Here is a 16,350-nt window from a genome sequence, read left to right on the forward strand (position 1 = left end):
GATGAGCCGCCAGTATCCGCGCTCGGCGCGCGCTGCGGGTAACAGCCGGATACTACCGAAGCGGCTATTTCAGCGACGACGGTCCAGCAGGTTGACCAGCAGACGGTCCAGCCAGCCCCACAGGCGCTGACGCAGGCGCACCAGCAAGGGCCGCGCCCGCCAGCTTGCCTGGTCGATTTCCAGGCTGTGCCGGAAGTCGTCGACAAAGCAGTCGGCCACCGCCTGCGCCAGGCCGGGATCGAGGCTCTCCAGATTGGCCTCAAGGTTCCAGTACAGGTTCCAGTGATCAAAATTGCAGGAACCCACGCTCACCCAGTCATCGACCAGCACCTGCTTGAGGTGCAGGAAGCGTGGCTGGTACTCGAAAATCCGCACCCCGGCGCGCAGCAACTGGGGATAGTAGCGCTGCCCGGCATAGCGCACCGGCGGATGGTCGGTGAGCCGCCCGGTCAGCAACAGACGCACTTCGACGCCGCGCCGTGCCGCCTGGCGCAATGCGCGGCGCACCTTGCGACTGGGCAGGAAATAGGGGGTGGCCAGCCAGATGCGCTGCCGGGCACGGGCCAGCTGGCCCAGCAGCGACTGGACGATGTCGCGCTGCTGGCGGGCATCGGCAAACGCCAGGCGGGCCATGCCCAAGCCCAGCAGCGGGCGTGCTGGCAGGCTACCCGCACGCTGACGCTGCGACTGTCGCCAGGGCAGCGCGCCGGCCTGGCAGGCTGACCAGCAGCGCTCGAACAATTGCTGACAGTCCGCCGCCAGCGGGCCTTGTACCTGCACCATCACCTCATGCCAGGGACTCGTGGCGCTGGGCGGATGCCAGAAGGCATCGGTCGCCCCGCTGCCGCCGATGAAGGCGCACTGACGATCCACCACCAGCAGCTTGCGGTGGTCGCGGTGCAGGTTGCGCCAGCCGGCACGCCAGCGCAGCGGGTTATAGCGCTGCAGTTCAACCCCGGCTTCGCTCAGGCGCTGCGCCGGCAAGCCCCCCAGCGCCAGGCTGCCAAAACCGTCGAACAGGCAACGCACGCGTACTCCGCGTCGTGCCGCCTGGCACAACGCGGCTTCCAGAGCCGCCCAGCAGCTGCCGGGCTCCACCAGGTAGAGTTCCAGTGCCACCTGCTGGCGCGCCGCGGCAATCGCCGCGAGCAGCCGCGGAAAAAAGCACTCGCCATCCACCAGCAATTCGCAGCGATTGCCGGCACGCCAGGGAAACAACCGGCTGTCCGGCAGGCCCGTCACTCGGCGCTCCAGGCATCCAGCCGGCAGCCTTCGCGCGGCCCCCGCCATTGCGCGGCATGCCGCTGGCCCAGGCCATAGGCCACCACACGGCGCGCCTGCGGCTCATCGAGCAGGCGTTGCAGCGGCAACCACTGGCGCACATAGGCCTGGCAGTCGCTCATCGAGCGCTGCATGACATAACGGCAGGAACAGTACTCCTTGGCCGCATAGGACGGCAGGATGTGCGCAAAGGCGCCCAAGTGTTCGCGCTGGCTCCAGGCCAGCAGCCCCAGCAGCACACCCAGCAGCAGAATGACCTTGAGCAGCGTTTTCATGGGTGCTCCTGCGGCGCGCTGAAGGCGGCACGCACCAACCGCAACAGCTGGTTATGGCTGAAACGGCCATCCCGGTCATCGGCAAAGCGCACCACGACCAGCCCTTCGCTGGGCACCACATAGAGCGCCTGCCCCCAATGCCCCAGCGCCGCAAAGGTGTCTGCCGGGGCATCCGCCCAGGGCCGCGCCGACTGCCCGGCTGGCGGCTGGTTGAGCCACCAGTGCGCGCCCGGCAGCGGCGCACCGGGCGCCTGCTGACTGGCCTGGTAGCCGGCAAAGGGGCTGAGGACAAAATCCACCCAGGCTGGGTCGATCAGCTGGCGATCCACCCAGCGCCCCTGGCGCTGCATGAGCAGACCGACCCGCGCCAGGTCGCGGGCACTCAGGTAGGCATAGGAGGACGCCACGAAGCGCCCCTGTCCATCGCGTTCCCACACCGCCGAACGGATGCCCAGTGGCTCGAACAGGGCCCGCCAGGGGTAATCGGCATAGGCGCTGCCAAGCATCTGCTGCAGTGCGGCGCTGAGCACATTGCTGTCGCCACTCGAATAGTTGAAGCGTGTACCCGGCGCTGCCGCGGCATCGCGCGCGGCGACGAAGCCGGCCATGTCGTTGCGCCCGCGCGTATACAGCATGGCCACCACGGACGAGCGCAAGGGAGCGAATTCGTAGTCTTCCTGCCAGTCCAGCCCGGACGCCCAGTTCAGCAAGTGGCCCATCTTGACCTGCGGGTGGGCAGCGAAGGGCGGGTAATGCTGCTGCACCGGATCATCCAGACGAAAGCGCCCCTCGCTCCAGGCCACGCCCAGCACGCTAGCCATCAGGCTCTTGCTCACCGACCAGCTCAACTGCGGGATGTCCGCCCCGCCACCGGCGGCATAGCGTTCGAACACCACCCGGCCATCACGCACCACCAGCAGGGCGTTGCTGCGCACGCCCTGGCGGGTGGTTTCGTCACGCGGCGCAAAGGCGTAAGCCTGCAACGCTGCCAGGCGCTGATCGGCCACCACGGGCTGCACCTGCCAGTCCGGCACAGGCCAGGCCTCCTCTGCCCAAGCCGGTGAAGCCAGCAGCAACAGCCCGCAGACTCCCCGCAGAACACCACGCATGCGCCACCCCGAGCCGCCGAACAGCCGGCCCAGCACAGCAGCGCGCCGTGACAGGAGGATGACCATCACAGGCCCAGGCGCTGCACAGCCACATCCAGACGGCGCGCCCGCGCCTTGGCCGCCAGACCAAGCACCGCACGGTCACGCTGCCAGAGCTGCTGCCAGGCAGTTGGGCTGCTGGCGAACGCCGCGTCGATATCGGCAGACAGGGCTTCCTGCTGGGCAAACAGCCCCGCTAGCAGCAGGTGCCCCGCTGCGTCGCTGGCCGGCTGGCGCGCCACCTCGGCGCATCCGGCCAGCAGGCTGAGCACACGCAATTGCAGGGCTTGCGGCCAGGCGCACTGCTGGGCCACGCCGAGCAGCCAGGCATGCAGCGCGCAGAGTACGTAGAGATCCTCCAGGCTGCGGAACGGCTTGCAGTACTCGGCCCAGCCATCACCCGGCAGCCGTTCGCAATGTGCCTGCTGCAAGCGCAGACGGGCATGCGGGATATCCGCCAGCAGCGGCATACCCGGCAAGCCCTGCAGCACCACGCCCGGCGCACCGGCATACAGCACCGCCAGGGCAATACGCGGCGCGGCACCGGCCGGCTCTTCGCGTGCTGCGACCAGCAGCCAGTCGGCCGCCTCGGCGGCCGTGACGAAGTCCTTGTTGCCGGTCAGGGTCAGGCCGTCGAGGCGGGTCTGCATATCCGCCGGGCGCACGCTACGCTGCTCGGTCACACACAACGCGCCCAGGCTGGGCGGTGCCGCCGGCCACAAGGCACGCAACGCCGCCTGGTAGCCGGCCAGGAAAGCACGTCCCGGCGTGCTGGCCAGGCGCCCACCCAGCAGCGCCAGGCGCAAGGGCTGTTGCCCGGCACGCGCCAGCAAGGCTTCGTACCATTCCGCCAGCGGGGCATCGTCCAGGCGTTCGCGCAGGCTGAGCAGTTCGCTCCAGGGCATGGCCATTCTCCTTGTCGAGGTTGTCACGCAAGCATCATGCAATGTTCATGGGCGTGACACCTGCTTTTTCTAGCCTGAGCTTGCCCAACAAGACCCTCCGGCTGCAACCGCCTTGCACCGGTCCATCGAGGCCTGCCCATGACCCAGATCGCCCGCCACCGTACCACCAGCCAGACCACCGGCAAACCGAGCCGCCGCCTGCGCGCCGAACGCCTGCAGGGTATCGCCGCCCTGCGCGAAGCCCAGGCCCTGCGCTACCGAGTGTTCAGCAGCGAATTCGCCGCCAAGCTCAAGGGCGCCGAGTTCGGTCTGGACATGGATGACTACGACCCGCACTGCCAGCACATCGGCGTGCGTGACCTGAGCAATGGCGAGCTGGTAGCTACCACCCGCCTGCTCGATCATCAGGCCGCCGCTGATCTTGGTCGTTTCTACAGCGAGGAAGAATTCAGCCTGCACGGGCTGGCTGGCCTTGAAGGGCCGCTGCTGGAGATCGGCCGCACCTGTGTCGATCCGGCCTATCGCAACGGCGCAACCATCGCCGTGCTGTGGAGCGAACTGGCGGAAATCCTCAACGAGGGGCGCTATCGCTACCTGATGGGCTGCGCGAGCATTCCGATGCGCGACGGTGGTCTGCAGGCCCAGGCAATCATGCAGCGCCTGCGCGAACGCCACCTGTGCACCGAGTACCTGCGTGCCGAGCCCCGCCAGCCGCTACCGCGCCTGGAACTGCCAGACAACCTGATCAGCGAAATGCCCCCGCTGCTCAAGGCCTACATGCGCCTGGGGGCCAAGGTCTGCGGCGAGCCGTGCTGGGACCCGGACTTCCAGGTGGCCGACGTGTTCATCCTGCTCAAGCGCGATGAACTGTGCCCGCGCTATGCCCGGCACTTCAAGGCAGCGGTGTAAAGCAGGCATACTGGCTGCCCACTGGGTTGAATCGAGGAAGCCATGACGAGCGTGCGTCTTGCCCTGCGCCTACTGCGCCTGAGCCTGGTGCTCGTACTGGGTGGCCTGCTGGGTGGCCTGATCAGCCTGCTGGAACGGCTGCGCGGCGCTGAGCAGCCAGCCCTGCGCCAACGGCTGACACGCTGGTTCATGGCGCGCCTGAGCAATGCTCTGCCCTATCGGCTGCGCATCACTGGCCAGCTCCCGGAGCAGCCGATGCTGTGGGTCGCCAACCATGTTTCCTGGGCAGACATCCCGCTGCTCGGCCAGCTCACCCCGCTGTCCTTCCTGTCCAAGGCCGAAGTACGCAGCTGGCCACTGGCCGGCTGGCTGGCGCACAAGGCCGGCACGCTGTTCATTCGTCGCGGTGCCGGCGATAGCCAGTGGCTCAATCAGCAACTGCAGCGCTACCTCAAGGACGGTCGTCCATTGCTGCTGTTTCCCGAAGGCACCACTCACGATGGCAGCACCTTGCGCACCTTCCATGGTCGCCTGCTGAGCAGTGCCATCGAGCTACAGATACCGCTGCAACCGGTCGCCATTCGCTACCTGCACCGCGGCCAGCCTTGCAGCCTGTCCCCCTTCGTCGGCGACGACGACATGCTCAGCCACCTGTTGCGCCTGCTGCGGGGTGAAGTACGCGACGTGGAAATTCATCTGCTGCCGCCACTCTGCAGTCGTGGCCTCAATCGCAACCAGTTGGCCCGCCAGGCACAACAGGTGATTGGCAACGCACTTTATGGCGAGCGTGACGAGCAAGCCGCGGCAGCGGCCTGAGTGGCTCGCCGACTGCGCCAACACAGTGCGCAGCGCCCCATGCCAGGGCAGCCGGAGCCGTTGTACAAGCCCGTCACCTGCCGCCCAGCCCGCCCGCAAAGGCCTATGCTAGAGCGGCACAGCCTTTGCTTGGCATACCCCAGCACGTATTAAAGCCACCTTGGGGTATGACACATGGAACTGAACAAGGCCGTACTGGATTGCATGCAGACCCTGCGCCGGCGCCTGCGCGCGGAAACCGGCGAAGACATTCGCCTCAGCCACAGTGACGCCCTGCCCCGCATGCTGCAGGCCTGTCACGCCTCACGCTCCACAGAAACCCGCGCGCTAGGTCGCCAGCTGGCGCAACTGAGCGGGCACAGCCTGCCTGTCGAGCCACCCAGCCGCCCCAGCAGCCCGCCGCCGGCCAGCAGCACAGCGCTGCCACCCAGCGGGACGACCGTACGCATCTATCGCGGCCAGCGCGTATACGCCTGATCAGCGCGCATTGAGCTGCTGCTGCAAGGTCTGCATCTGCGCCTGCAGTGCATTGATATTGCGGGTGACCTGGGCGCGGAAGGCATCGAACTCGGCGGTACTGCTCGGTGCCTGATTGTCCAGCTGGCTGCGCAGCACCAGCAATTCCTGCTCGACACGTCCCAGCGCCGCACTCGGATCACTGCGCTTGGCCAGCCCGGCCAGCTCAGCGGCCAGCTTGTCCTGTTGCTTGCGCAAGCCCTGCTGGGCTTCCTGCACAGCAGCCAGGCGCTTGTCCTGCTCAGCCTGGCGCCCCGGCAGTTCACCCAGCTTGGCCAGGCGCCCGTCCAGCACCTCAAGCTGGCGTTTCTGTTCGGCCAGCAACTGTTCAACACGCTTATCCAGCGCCGCCTGGCGACTCGCCTGCTGCTGGCGTTCAGCCTGTGCCTTGCGCTGCTCCGCCTGCAGCGCGGCGAGGCGCTCCTCCAACTGCTTGACCCGCAACTTCAGCGCTTCGCTGTCACTCAGTACGCTCGACTCGGTAGCAACCACCTGACCGGAAATATCCTGGATGCGCCCAGCCGCCTCTTCGCTGATCCGCGCAAAGCTTTCCTGGGTCGCCACCAGCTGCTGAGCCAACAGGCTCTGCTGCTGCATGCTCCACCAGGCCAGGCCACCCAGGGCGATGCCCATGGCGCCGAGCAGCGCCCACAGCGGTCCCTGACTGGCCGCACGTGGCGCCACCTGCACCGTGCGCGGCTGCGCTTCAGCAGTCACTGCAGCCAGGGGCTCGCGCTCGTCGCGGCCAGCCGTCAGGCTGGGAATATCGTCCAGTTCATCAAGGGCATCGTTACGCATGGCAAACCCGTAGCAAGGGAAAAAATCAGCGGCGCGCAGTATACCGGCTCTGCCACGGCAACGGCTTACCAGCCAGCGGCCAACCCGTGCAGACAAAGGCGATTCATATCAAGTCGCCAGCACCGCCAACTGCCTATACTGGACAAGCGTATCCACTGCGAGTGCCGGCATGCCCATACGTTTGCGTCTGCTCATCCACTATGCCTTGCTGACTCTGGCCAGCCTGACGGGCGTCTGGTGGCTGAGCCAAAACCTGCTGTTGCAGCGTTTCGATCAACTGGACGCCATGCAGTTGGCAGAAACCGCGCACAAACTGCACCGCCAGTGGCACCAGGAAATGCTCCACTACCGGGCCATCGGCCAGGACTGGGCCTGGTGGGACGACAGCTATGCGTTTATCCAGGACGGCAACCAGGCCTTTATCCGCAGCAACCTGGATGAACAGGCCCTGGATAACCTGCGCCTGCACTTCATCCTGTTCTACGACCCGCAAGGTCGCCTGCTCGGCCAGCGCTGGCGCATGCCGGAGATGGCCAGCCTGCAGATCTTCCACACCCAGCCACCGGCCAGCGCCCAGGAGCTCAAGGAACAGACCCTGGCCCTGCTGCGTGAGCGCGGCCTGAACCTGGCAGACCCTGGCAGTCGCAATGGCCGCGTGAAAACCCTCAGCCAGGTCAACCTGGCCCTGCTGGTTTCGGCCACGCCGATCCTGCCGTCCAGCGCGCAGGGCGAGCCGCGCGGCTTGCTGGTGATGGGCAGTTATTTCACCCGCGAACTGCTCAGTGCCCAGCAAAACCAGGTCATCGCACGCTTCCACCTGAGTAACGAAGAGTTGCACAGCAGCGCCCAGCAGCAGCTCGAAGTGAGCTACAACGGCCTGACCAGCCATGCCTTGCTCGGCCCGCGGCGCCTCGACGAACAACACCAGTACAGCGAGTTGACCCTGCTCGATCGCCAGGGCCAGCCTGGACTGACCTTTCACCTGGAACGCGAGCGCCCCAACTACCTGCAGGGCCAGCAGACCATCAACCTGTTTTTCGGCGCCACCCTGTTGATCATCCTGCTGTCTTCGGCGCTGGCCTTTGCCGTCTTCGAGTATTGGGTGCTGCGCCGCCTGGCAAGACTCAACCTGGAAATCAGTGGCATCGATGGTAGCCAGTACCTGCCACGCCTGAGCGACCAGGGGCATGACGAAATCGGCCAGCTGAGCCAGGAACTCAACGGCATGCTGGAACGCCTGTCGCGCAGTGAAAGCCGCGACAAACTGATCCTTCAGCACATCGAGGACGGTTACTTCGAGCTCAATCGCAAGGGCCAGGTGGTGGACGCCAACCCGGCACTGGCGCGCCTGCTGGGGCTACCCGTGGAAATGCTGCTCGGCCGCTCCTACAGCGAACTACTCGGCGAAGCCGATACGCTGCGCGCCCGCAACCTGTTCAAGGAGCGCCTGCAGGCCGGCAGCAGTCACTTCTCCGCGCCGTTCCGCCGCCCCGACGGCAGCGGCGGCCACCTTGATACGCATGTCTCGGTACTGCGCGACAACCGCGGCCGCCTGCTGGGCTACAACGGCATCCTGCGCGACGTCAGCGCACAACTGGACTACCAGAACCGCCTGCTCGACATGGCCTATCGCGACCCGCTGACCCAGCTGGGCAATCGCAAGGCCTTTGCCGAACAGCTGCAACACCTGCTCGGCGACAGCGTACGCCGCGCCCAGCCCCTGGCCCTGCTCTACCTGGACCTGGACCGCTTCAAGGAGGTCAATGACAGTCTCGGTCATGACTGTGGCGACCTGCTGCTGCAAGGGATTGCCGAACGCATGCGCAAGGTCGTGCGCGGGCCCGACCAGATCTACCGACTGGGCGGCGACGAATTCACCCTGCTGCTGCCAGACACCCCGGCCAACGCAGCACAACGTCTGGCGGCACGCCTGCTGCAGGAGCTGGCCGCGCCTTTCCAGCTCAATGGCCATCCGGTTGACTACATCACCTGCAGCATCGGCATTGCCGTTTCCCCCGAACACGCAGAGGACACCGAGTCGCTGATCCGCGCCGCTGACCAGGCCATGTACCAAGCCAAGAAACAGCGTAACAGCGCATGTCTGTACAACGGCCCCAGGCTTTTCGAGGAGGGGCAAAGCCAGTAAGGTCTGCTCTCCGTTTTCCCTGGAGCCTCTTCATGCACTCGCCCGTCGCCCAAGGATTCAGCTATTTCCGTGAAGCACTGCCACTGCTGCTGCGCCCCGGCCTGCGGTTGTTCGTGATTCTCCCACTGCTGGTCAACCTGCTGGTCTTTGGCGGCTTGATCGTCTTCGCGCTGCAACTGTTCAATGACACCCTGGCGCAACTGATGGGCAGCGTACCGGACTGGCTGAGCTGGCTGGACTGGCTGCTCTGGCCCTTGTTCGTGGTGCTGATGCTACTGACGGTATTCTTCACCTTCAGCCTGCTTGCCAACCTGATCGCCGCGCCGTTCAACGGCTTTCTCGCCGAAAAGATCGAAGTGGTACTGCGCGGACGCGACGACTTCCCGCCGTTCAGCCTGCAGGAACTCGCCTCCATGGTGCCGCGCACGGTCGGTCGTGAATTGCGCAAGCTGGCCTACTTCCTGCCCCGCGCCATTCCCCTGCTGCTGCTGACCTTCATTCCGCTGATCAACCTGATCGCCATCCCCCTCTGGCTGCTGTTTGGCGTATGGATGCTGGCCATCCAGTACGTCGACTACCCGGCGGACAACAACAAGCTGTCCTGGCCGGACATGCTCGCCTGGCTGCGTGAGAAACGCTGGCAAAGTCTGGGATTCGGCGGCACGGTGTACCTGGCTTTGCTGGTGCCCTTCGCAAATATCCTGGTCATGCCCGTGGCGGTGGCCGGCGCCACCCTGTTCTGGGTCCGCGAAGGCGGCGTAGAACGCGTCACCGGGCGGTAACTCGCCTGTCATCAACAGGCAATGCCGGGCCTGCAGACTGCCGGCATGCCTGATACCTCTCTTCATATCGCCCTGGTCAGCGAGACATTTGCTCCGCAGGTCAACGGCGTGGCCCACACCCTGCAGCAGCTCTACCGGGGGCTGCAGGCACGCGGCCATCACCTGCAACTGGTACGTCCGCGCCAACCCGGAGAAGCGGCCTGCGCCGACCGCAACCTGTTGCTGACCCGTGGCTGGCCGCTACCCGGCTACCCAGGCTTGCAGTGGGGACATAGTGCACGCGGCAAGCTGCTGCGCCAGTGGCGACGGGTGCGCCCGGATGTGCTCTACATCGCCACCGAAGGCCCGCTGGGCTGGTCAGCCCTGCAGGCCGCCCGCCAATTACATATCCCTGTGGTCAGTGGCTATCACACCAACTTCCAGCAGTACCTCGACCACTACGGACTGGGTCTGCTGGAACGTCTGCTGCTGCACTACCTGCGCTGTTTCCATGAACGCTGCCAGGCCACCCTGGTGCCCAGTCCATTCCAGCACACCGAACTGACCCGCCGTGGCTTCCATAACCTGCACCTGCTCGGGCGCGGCGTGGATGCCCAGCTGTTTCATCCGGCACGGCGTTGCCACAGCCTGCGCCAGCAATGGGGCGTCGCGGAAGACGAACTGGTCGTACTGTATGTCGGCCGGCTGGCCGCGGAAAAGAACCTGGCGCTGCTTGGCCGCACCTTTGCCAGCCTGCAGCAACACGCCGGGCAACGGCGTTTGCGACTGGTCGTGGTGGGTGACGGCCCACAGGCCGGACAGTGGCGACGGCAATGGCCGCAGGCGGTGTTTTGCGGGGTCAAGCAGGGTGAGGAACTGGCCAGGCATTATGCGTCAGCCGACCTGTTCGTCTTCCCCAGCCTGTCGGAAACCTTCGGCAACGTCGTGCTCGAAGCGCTGGCCTCGGGCCTGGCGGTCATTGCCTATGACCAGGCAGCCGCCGCCCAGTACATCCGCCATGGTTACAACGGTGTGCTGGCCATGCCAGGCGATGAGCGGGGCTTTATCGAGGCCGCCGGCTGGCTGCTGGACGACGGCGAAAGCCGCAGGCGCATGCGCCTTAATGCACGCCGCGAGGCCAGCCAGTGCGGCTGGCCACAGATCGTCGAGCAGTTCGAGGCGTTGCTGCGCCAGGCGACGCAAAACACCCTGAACACACGGCAGGTCGCTCAGCGACCTGCCGCCGGCACACTCAGTCGAGCGACATCAGCGCCTCGCGACTGAACGGCAGGATGTCCTGCTCGCGCCCCTCGCGCACCTTCAGCGCCCAGTCGGCATCCACCAGCAGGGCACGCCCCACCGCCACCAGGTCGAACTCCTGGCGATTCAGACGCTCCAGCAGGTTCTCCAGGCTGGCCGGCTTGGCCACCTTGTCGGTCTTCACCATGAACTGCAGGAACTCGCCATCCAGACCCACGCTGCCGACGGTGATGGTCGGCTTGCCGGTCAGCTGGCGGGTCCAGCCGGCCAGGTTGAGGTCCGAGCCCTCGAACTCCGGCTCCCAGAAGCGGCGGGTGGAGCAGTGGAAGATGTCCACGCCAGCGTCGCTGAGCGGTTTGAGGAAGGCGGCCAGCTCTTCCGGGGTCTGCACCAGGCGCGCGGTGTAGTCCTGCTGCTTCCACTGCGAGAAGCGGAAGATGATCGGGAAGTCCGGACCAACCGCTGCACGCACAGCCTTGATCACCTCGATGGCAAAGCGCGAACGGTTGGCCAGGCTGCCACCGTAACCATCGCTGCGCTGGTTGCTGCCTTCCCAGAAGAACTGGTCGATCAGGTAGCCGTGCGCACCATGCAGTTCCACACCATCCATGCCGATGGCCTGGGCGTCACGTGCAGCCTGTGCGTAGGCCGCAACCACTTCGTCGATATCCGCCTGGGTCATGCCATGCACCACCACCTGGCCATCCTTGAGCTTCTCCATCGGCCCGTAGCCCGGCACGCTGGCATCCGGCTCAGTGCCCAGCTTGCGCACATTGCCAACATGCCACAGCTGCGGGACGATCTTGCCGCCTGCCGCGTGCACCGCATCGACCACCTGCTTCCAGCCGGCCAGAGCGTCCTCGCCGTAGAAGCGCGGCACGTTCGGATAACCGTTGGCCGCCTTGTGATTGATGGTGGTGCCTTCTGTGACGATCAGTCCGACACCGGCAGCGGCGCGGCGACGGTAGTACTCCACCACACCGGCATTCGGCACGCCGCCCGGCGAGAAGGAACGGGTCATCGGTGCCATGACCACGCGGGTCGGCAGCTCCAGATTGCCCAGGCGGAAGGGTTGGAAGAGTGCGTGTGCGGCATTGTTCATGGAGTCTCCTGTGGCCGGCCAACTGACCGGTCGTCTCGGTTTTACGGCAAAAAAGTCAGGCGGCCAGCAGCCGCTCCAGACGTGACACAAACTGTTCCAGAGGGGCCAGGTCACGGCCGACCTTGAGTTGGCCGAGCACGCCCTGCCAGGCACAACTGATGAAGGCGGCCAGGTTGGCACAGTCCTCGTCGGCCGGCAGTTCGCCACAGGCCTGCGCCTCGCGCAGGCAGGCAGCCAGCAGGCGCGTCGATTCGCCATGGATGGCCGCGACCTGCGCGCCGATGGCCGGCACATGCTCGCTCATCTCAAAGCTCAGGCTGCCAATGAAACAGTGGTATTCGAGTTTTTCCTGGCGCGCAAAATGCGCCAGCAGCTCACGGTAATAACCCAGGATGCGCGCCCGTGGCGAACGCTGCGGATCGGCCAGGGCGGCAGCATAGCGCTGCAGGCGTGGTCGATAGACCTGCTCGAGCGCCTGCAGGGCAAAGTCTTCCTTACTCGCGAAGTAATGGTAGAAGCTGCCCTTGGGAATCCCCGCGGCCTGGACGATCTCCTGCACCCCGGTACCGTGGTAACCACGACGGGTCATCACCGCAGCGCCTTTGCTGAGGATCAGGTCACGCTTGTCGAGTCGGATTCGGCTGTTCATGGGCCAAGCATATGACCGGTCGTCTCGCCCTTCCCAGCACTATTGATTGCGCTGATTATCCGCCATGCGACAAGCGGCCCCCGGGCCTTAGCAGGCCGTTGCAATCAGTGCCACTCCACGCGCTGCTCCAGGGGAAAGCGCAGGCGCGGGTTGTATACCGCCCGCTCTCCCGGCTTGCCAACTGCCAGCAGCATCACCGGCACGGCAGCGCGGGGAATCTCCAGAACACGGCGCAGACGTACCTCGTCGAAACCTTCCAGCGGGCAGCTGCAGTAGCCATGGCTCTGCAACGCCAACATGAGGTTCTCGGCCGCCAGTGCCGTGGACTTGACCGCCCACAGACGCATCTGGGCGTGGCTGTTGGGCGTGCGCATCAATGCGCGACGCCAGCCCAGCACACGCACCAGCTGACGTTTGAGCAGGCCGCGCCAGCCCAGCCAGCCCTGGTTGTACTGGAAGGGTGCGGTCTTGCTGTAGAAATGCCGGATAGGCGCCGGCACCTCGGGTTCCGGCCACTGCGCGATGATCTGCTCGCAACTGTCATGCCAGCAGTCCGGACGCGCCAGGACCACGATGATCAGCGGAGCCTTGGCCGCCTGCTGGCCCATGCACACCGGGCGCAGGCGCTGCAGCAGCTGTTCATCGCGAATCACCTGGAAGCTCCAGGGCTGCAGGTTGCAGGAATTGGGTGCCAGAATGGCCAGTTCCAGGCAATCGCGGATTACCGCATCCGGCACCGCCTCGGCCGTGAAACGACGTACCGCACGGCGCTGCTCGATCAGCGCGCGCAAGGCTTGGGGTGTGGCGGGGTGTTCAGGCGACATGCGGCACTCTCGTCAGGGCAATGACGCCGATTTAGCCGCTCGCCCGCCGAACAGGCAAGCGATGCGGCAAAACGACCTTGAGCTTGGCACATCTGCCCTCAGGCGCCAGGACAGCCCTGGACGCAATCAGCCCAGGGCGTTGTCGATGGCCTGCAACAGTGCCGGATCATCCGGTGCAGTTCGCGGCGCAAAGCGCGCCAGCACCCGACCATCGCCGGCCACCAGGAACTTCTCGAAGTTCCAGCTGATGTCGCCTGGGAAATCCGCACCTTCGCCAGCCAGCAGGCGATACAGCGGGTGGCGATCCGGGCCATTGACTTCCAGCTTGGCGGTCAGCGGGAAACTGACGCCATAATTGTGCAGGCAGAACTGCAGAATCTGCTCCGGCGTGCCCGGCTCCTGGCCGGCAAACTGGTTGCAAGGTACACCCAGTACGGTCAGGCCGCGCGCCCGGTACTGCTGGTAGAGCTGTTCAAGGCCGGCATATTGCGGGGTCAGGCCACATTCGGAAGCCACATTGACCACCAGCAACAACTGCCCGGCATAAGGTGCCAACGGCAGCGGCTGGCCAGTCAGGTCGTTCAGCGTGAGGTCATGGATAGCGCTCATGGCACACTCCTGTAACAGGGTACACAGACAGAAAAGGCGCCTGAACCGCCTGCTCTGCGCCTGTCATGGTCAGGCCTGAGTCTGGTCGGCACGGCGCCTGTCGGCAAGTGCGAGCCATCTGCGACGGCCCGGCAAACCGGGAAAATCAGTGGTGGTGACCACCTTCACCATGAATATGACCATGGGCGATTTCTTCGGCTTCGGCATCACGCACCTTGACCACCTTGACCTGGAAGGTCAGGCGCTGGCCGGCCAGCGGGTGATTGCCATCGACGGTGACATCATCACCTTCGATATCACGGATGGTGACGATCTGCATGCCACCGTCCGGGCCGGACGCGTGGAACTGCATGCCCACTTCCAGCTGGTCTACGCCTTCGAACATGCTGCGGTTGAGCGTCGCCACCAGCTCAACGCTGTACTCGCCGTAGGCTTCTTCGGGTTCGATGGTCACGCTCAGTTCATCACCGGCCTGCTTGCCTTCGAGGGCCTTTTCCAGGCCGACGATGATGTTGCGGCAGCCATGCAGGTAGACCAGCGGCGCACCACCGGCAGAGCTGTCGATCACCTCACCGGCATCGTTGGTCAGGGTGTAATCGATGGAAACGGCCTTGTTGGCGGCGATCTGCATGCTGAAAACCTTCGGCAAAAAATGAATAGGCCACGCAGTTTAACTCTGCCTTGCGGCGAAAGCGACCCGCCCCGCTCCCCGCCGATGAAACGCTTGATTATCGTCAGGGCGACATCTTCGGTCATCCGGCATGCTTGTCCGGCAACAGTGCAGGATAATCGCACTGCTACGTACAGAGGCCGCTATGGCGCCCGATGACGGCTAGCGCTTACCCGCGCCCGGCAGGCAGCATAACAATGCATAACGCCTGACTGCCCCGCGCCAGCACCTGACAGACACAGATCAATAATTCTTTACGTGATTCTGTCCGCTGCCCCGCGAACCCCGTGACTACCCTGCCCTCGCCCAAGCCTGGCGGGCGTCTGGTTGTGCCTGCAACACCAGGCAAGGCACAGTAGTCATCAGGCCAGCCCGCTATAGTGCAGTCGGTCAGTCAATTGGCACCCTGTACACAGGTTTACACGTATTCAACCTAAGGATTCCCCAATGTCTGCACGCAATATCCTGGTGATCAACTGCGGCAGCTCGTCGATCAAGTTCGCCCTGATCAATGAAGCGCAACCTCATTTCACCCTGTCCGGCCTGGCCGAGCGCCTGGGTTCGCCGCAAGCCGAGCTGCACTGGAAAAATGCCGAAGGCAAGCGCAGCGAACTGATCCAGGGTGCCGACCACCGCCAAGCCCTGAGCCGCATCCTGCCGCTGGCTGAAAAAGCTGCCGGCGGACAACTGCACGGTATCGGCCACCGCGTCGTGCATGGCGGCGAACACTTCACCAGTGCCTGCCTGATCGACCAGGCCGCGCTACAGGCGATTGCCGCCACGGCGGCCCTGGCTCCCCTGCACAACCCGGCCAACCTGCAGGGTATCGAAGCGGCACTCAAGCTGTTCCCGCAACTGCCGCAAGTCGCCGTATTCGACACGGCCTTCCACCAGAGCATGCCGGAGCACGCCTATCGCTATGCCGTGCCGGAAGCCCTGTATCGTCAGCACGGCGTGCGCCGCTACGGTTTCCACGGTACCAGCCACCGCTTCGTCAGCCAGCGCGCCAGCGAGCTGTGTCAACTGGACTACCAGGCCAGCTGCTGGCTCACCGCCCACCTGGGCAATGGTTGCTCCACGGCCGCCGTGGTCAACGGCCACAGCCAGGACACCAGCATGGGCCTGACCCCGTTGGAAGGCCTGGTGATGGGCACGCGCAGCGGCGATGTCGACCCCAACCTGCACGGCCACCTGGCCCGCACCCTGGGCTGGAGCCTGGAGCAGATCGACCAGATGCTGAATAAGGAAAGCGGCCTGCTCGGCCTCTCCGGGCTGTCCAACGACATGCGCGCGCTGGAAGAGGCCCGCGAGCAGGGGCATGCCGGCGCCACCCTGGCCATCGAGGTGTTCTGCTACCGCCTGGCCAAGTCTCTGGCCGCCATGGGCTGTGCCCTGCCGCGTCTGGACGGGCTGATCTTCACCGGCGGCATCGGCGAGAACTCGCCATTGATCCGCAGCCGCACCGTCGCCCACCTGCGCCTGCTCAACCTGGCTTTGGACGAAACCGCCAACGCGCAGTGCATCCGCGGCCAGGAGGGCGCCATCCAGGCCGCCGGCCACCCGCGCGTACTGGTCGTGCCCACCAACGAAGAACGCCAGATCGCCCTGGATACCCTGGCCCTGTTGCCAGCCTGACATTCACTGCGCCGCCGCCGGCGGCACAGCACCCGATAGGAGTGCC

General features: G+C 65.3%; 17 protein-coding genes. 7 read left to right on the plus strand and 10 right to left on the minus strand.

Annotated elements, in window-relative coordinates; genetic code table 11:
• Positions 1-69: 69 nt before the first annotated feature.
• The 4 genes from CW360_RS04965 to CW360_RS04980 all read right to left on the minus strand — a co-directional run bounded on the left by CW360_RS04965 (position 70) and on the right by CW360_RS04980 (position 3,609).
• Positions 70-1,242 (minus strand): phospholipase D-like domain-containing protein, encoded by a 1,173-nt coding sequence (locus CW360_RS04965; protein WP_245874668.1) that lies wholly within the window; start codon positions 1,240-1,242, stop codon positions 70-72.
• Positions 1,239-1,556: an amidase gene (locus tag CW360_RS04970; RefSeq protein ID WP_101192940.1), complete on the minus strand. Its 318-nt coding sequence runs from the start codon at positions 1,554-1,556 to the stop codon at positions 1,239-1,241. The genes CW360_RS04965 and CW360_RS04970 overlap by 4 nt, the downstream gene beginning before the upstream one ends.
• Complete coding sequence (locus CW360_RS04975) at positions 1,553-2,665, minus strand: serine hydrolase domain-containing protein (protein ID WP_245874669.1); 1,113 nt, start codon at positions 2,663-2,665, stop codon at positions 1,553-1,555. Before CW360_RS04975 ends, CW360_RS04970 begins: the two co-directional genes overlap by 4 nt.
• A 65-nt stretch (positions 2,666-2,730) precedes the next feature.
• Positions 2,731-3,609 carry an acyl-CoA dehydrogenase middle domain-containing protein gene (locus tag CW360_RS04980; RefSeq protein ID WP_101192942.1) on the minus strand — a complete coding sequence of 293 codons (879 nt, stop codon included), beginning with the start codon at positions 3,607-3,609 and terminating at the stop codon, positions 2,731-2,733.
• A 138-nt stretch (positions 3,610-3,747) separates the two neighbouring features.
• Between CW360_RS04980 and olsB the strand changes: the two genes are divergently transcribed.
• From olsB to CW360_RS04995, 3 genes are all read left to right on the plus strand, one after another.
• Complete coding sequence (gene olsB, locus CW360_RS04985; protein ID WP_101192943.1) at positions 3,748-4,518, plus strand: L-ornithine N(alpha)-acyltransferase; 771 nt, start codon at positions 3,748-3,750, stop codon at positions 4,516-4,518.
• A gap of 42 nt (positions 4,519-4,560) precedes the next feature.
• Positions 4,561-5,334, plus strand: coding sequence for a lysophospholipid acyltransferase family protein (locus tag CW360_RS04990; protein WP_093985100.1), 774 nt, complete (start codon positions 4,561-4,563; stop codon positions 5,332-5,334).
• 174 nt (positions 5,335-5,508) lie between these two features.
• Positions 5,509-5,811, plus strand: coding sequence for a hypothetical protein (locus CW360_RS04995; RefSeq protein ID WP_101192944.1), 303 nt, complete (start codon positions 5,509-5,511; stop codon positions 5,809-5,811).
• Here the strand turns inward: CW360_RS04995 and CW360_RS05000 are convergent, their stop codons facing one another.
• Positions 5,812-6,648: a coiled-coil domain-containing protein gene (locus CW360_RS05000; protein ID WP_101192945.1), complete on the minus strand. Its 837-nt coding sequence runs from the start codon at positions 6,646-6,648 to the stop codon at positions 5,812-5,814.
• 169 nt (positions 6,649-6,817) lie between these two features.
• On the opposite strand from CW360_RS05000, the gene CW360_RS05005 reads away from it, so the two are divergent.
• Genes CW360_RS05005 through CW360_RS05015 form a run of 3 tightly spaced genes read left to right on the plus strand, consistent with a single transcriptional unit; the run spans position 6,818 to position 10,839 of the window.
• Positions 6,818-8,794 (plus strand): sensor domain-containing diguanylate cyclase, encoded by a 1,977-nt coding sequence (locus CW360_RS05005; protein ID WP_101192946.1) that lies wholly within the window; start codon positions 6,818-6,820, stop codon positions 8,792-8,794.
• A gap of 32 nt (positions 8,795-8,826) precedes the next feature.
• Positions 8,827-9,576 (plus strand): sulfate transporter CysZ, encoded by a 750-nt coding sequence (cysZ, locus tag CW360_RS05010; RefSeq protein WP_101192947.1) that lies wholly within the window; start codon positions 8,827-8,829, stop codon positions 9,574-9,576.
• Positions 9,577-9,621: 45 nt separating this feature from the next.
• Positions 9,622-10,839, plus strand: a complete 1,218-nt coding sequence (locus tag CW360_RS05015; RefSeq protein WP_101193002.1) for a glycosyltransferase family 4 protein — start codon at positions 9,622-9,624, stop codon at positions 10,837-10,839.
• Here CW360_RS05015 and CW360_RS05020 read toward each other — a convergent pair.
• From CW360_RS05020 to CW360_RS05040, 5 genes are all read right to left on the minus strand, one after another.
• Entirely contained in the window at positions 10,808-11,917 is a 1,110-nt protein-coding gene (locus CW360_RS05020; RefSeq protein WP_093985105.1) for an NADH:flavin oxidoreductase, read from the minus strand. The two genes, CW360_RS05015 and CW360_RS05020, sit on opposite strands and share 32 nt — an antisense overlap.
• A gap of 55 nt (positions 11,918-11,972) precedes the next feature.
• Positions 11,973-12,566, minus strand: a complete 594-nt coding sequence (locus tag CW360_RS05025) for a TetR/AcrR family transcriptional regulator (protein ID WP_101192948.1) — start codon at positions 12,564-12,566, stop codon at positions 11,973-11,975.
• A gap of 104 nt (positions 12,567-12,670) precedes the next feature.
• Complete coding sequence (locus tag CW360_RS05030) at positions 12,671-13,390, minus strand: nitroreductase family protein (protein ID WP_101192949.1); 720 nt, start codon at positions 13,388-13,390, stop codon at positions 12,671-12,673.
• A 126-nt stretch (positions 13,391-13,516) separates the two neighbouring features.
• On the minus strand, positions 13,517-13,999 hold the full coding sequence (locus CW360_RS05035; RefSeq protein WP_101192950.1) for a glutathione peroxidase: 483 nt from the start codon (positions 13,997-13,999) through the stop codon (positions 13,517-13,519).
• Between the two features lie 145 nt (positions 14,000-14,144).
• Positions 14,145-14,630: an FKBP-type peptidyl-prolyl cis-trans isomerase gene (locus tag CW360_RS05040; protein WP_101192951.1), complete on the minus strand. Its 486-nt coding sequence runs from the start codon at positions 14,628-14,630 to the stop codon at positions 14,145-14,147.
• A gap of 486 nt (positions 14,631-15,116) precedes the next feature.
• On the opposite strand from CW360_RS05040, the gene CW360_RS05045 reads away from it, so the two are divergent.
• Positions 15,117-16,304, plus strand: a complete 1,188-nt coding sequence (locus tag CW360_RS05045; protein ID WP_093985110.1) for an acetate kinase — start codon at positions 15,117-15,119, stop codon at positions 16,302-16,304.
• The last annotated feature ends 46 nt before the right edge of the window (positions 16,305-16,350 follow it).

The sequence above is a fragment of the Pseudomonas fluvialis genome (assembly GCF_002835605.1).
GTDB lineage: Bacteria > Pseudomonadota > Gammaproteobacteria > Pseudomonadales > Pseudomonadaceae > Aquipseudomonas > Aquipseudomonas fluvialis.

Coding starts and splice junctions, on each gene's coding strand:
- CW360_RS04970 (WP_101192940.1), bottom strand. CDS start 1,556: ATGAAAACGCTGCTCAAGGTCATTCTGCTGCTGGGTGTGCTGCTGGGG.
- CW360_RS04975 (WP_245874669.1), bottom strand. CDS start 2,665: ATGCGTGGTGTTCTGCGGGGAGTCTGCGGGCTGTTGCTGCTGGCTTCA.
- CW360_RS04980 (WP_101192942.1), bottom strand. CDS start 3,609: ATGCCCTGGAGCGAACTGCTCAGCCTGCGCGAACGCCTGGACGATGCC.
- olsB (WP_101192943.1), top strand. CDS start 3,748: ATGACCCAGATCGCCCGCCACCGTACCACCAGCCAGACCACCGGCAAA.
- CW360_RS04990 (WP_093985100.1), top strand. CDS start 4,561: ATGACGAGCGTGCGTCTTGCCCTGCGCCTACTGCGCCTGAGCCTGGTG.
- CW360_RS04995 (WP_101192944.1), top strand. CDS start 5,509: ATGGAACTGAACAAGGCCGTACTGGATTGCATGCAGACCCTGCGCCGG.
- CW360_RS05000 (WP_101192945.1), bottom strand. CDS start 6,648: ATGCGTAACGATGCCCTTGATGAACTGGACGATATTCCCAGCCTGACG.
- CW360_RS05005 (WP_101192946.1), top strand. CDS start 6,818: ATGCCCATACGTTTGCGTCTGCTCATCCACTATGCCTTGCTGACTCTG.
- cysZ (WP_101192947.1), top strand. CDS start 8,827: ATGCACTCGCCCGTCGCCCAAGGATTCAGCTATTTCCGTGAAGCACTG.
- CW360_RS05015 (WP_101193002.1), top strand. CDS start 9,622: ATGCCTGATACCTCTCTTCATATCGCCCTGGTCAGCGAGACATTTGCT.
- CW360_RS05020 (WP_093985105.1), bottom strand. CDS start 11,917: ATGAACAATGCCGCACACGCACTCTTCCAACCCTTCCGCCTGGGCAAT.
- CW360_RS05025 (WP_101192948.1), bottom strand. CDS start 12,566: ATGAACAGCCGAATCCGACTCGACAAGCGTGACCTGATCCTCAGCAAA.
- CW360_RS05030 (WP_101192949.1), bottom strand. CDS start 13,390: ATGTCGCCTGAACACCCCGCCACACCCCAAGCCTTGCGCGCGCTGATC.
- CW360_RS05035 (WP_101192950.1), bottom strand. CDS start 13,999: ATGAGCGCTATCCATGACCTCACGCTGAACGACCTGACTGGCCAGCCG.
- CW360_RS05040 (WP_101192951.1), bottom strand. CDS start 14,630: ATGCAGATCGCCGCCAACAAGGCCGTTTCCATCGATTACACCCTGACC.
- CW360_RS05045 (WP_093985110.1), top strand. CDS start 15,117: ATGTCTGCACGCAATATCCTGGTGATCAACTGCGGCAGCTCGTCGATC.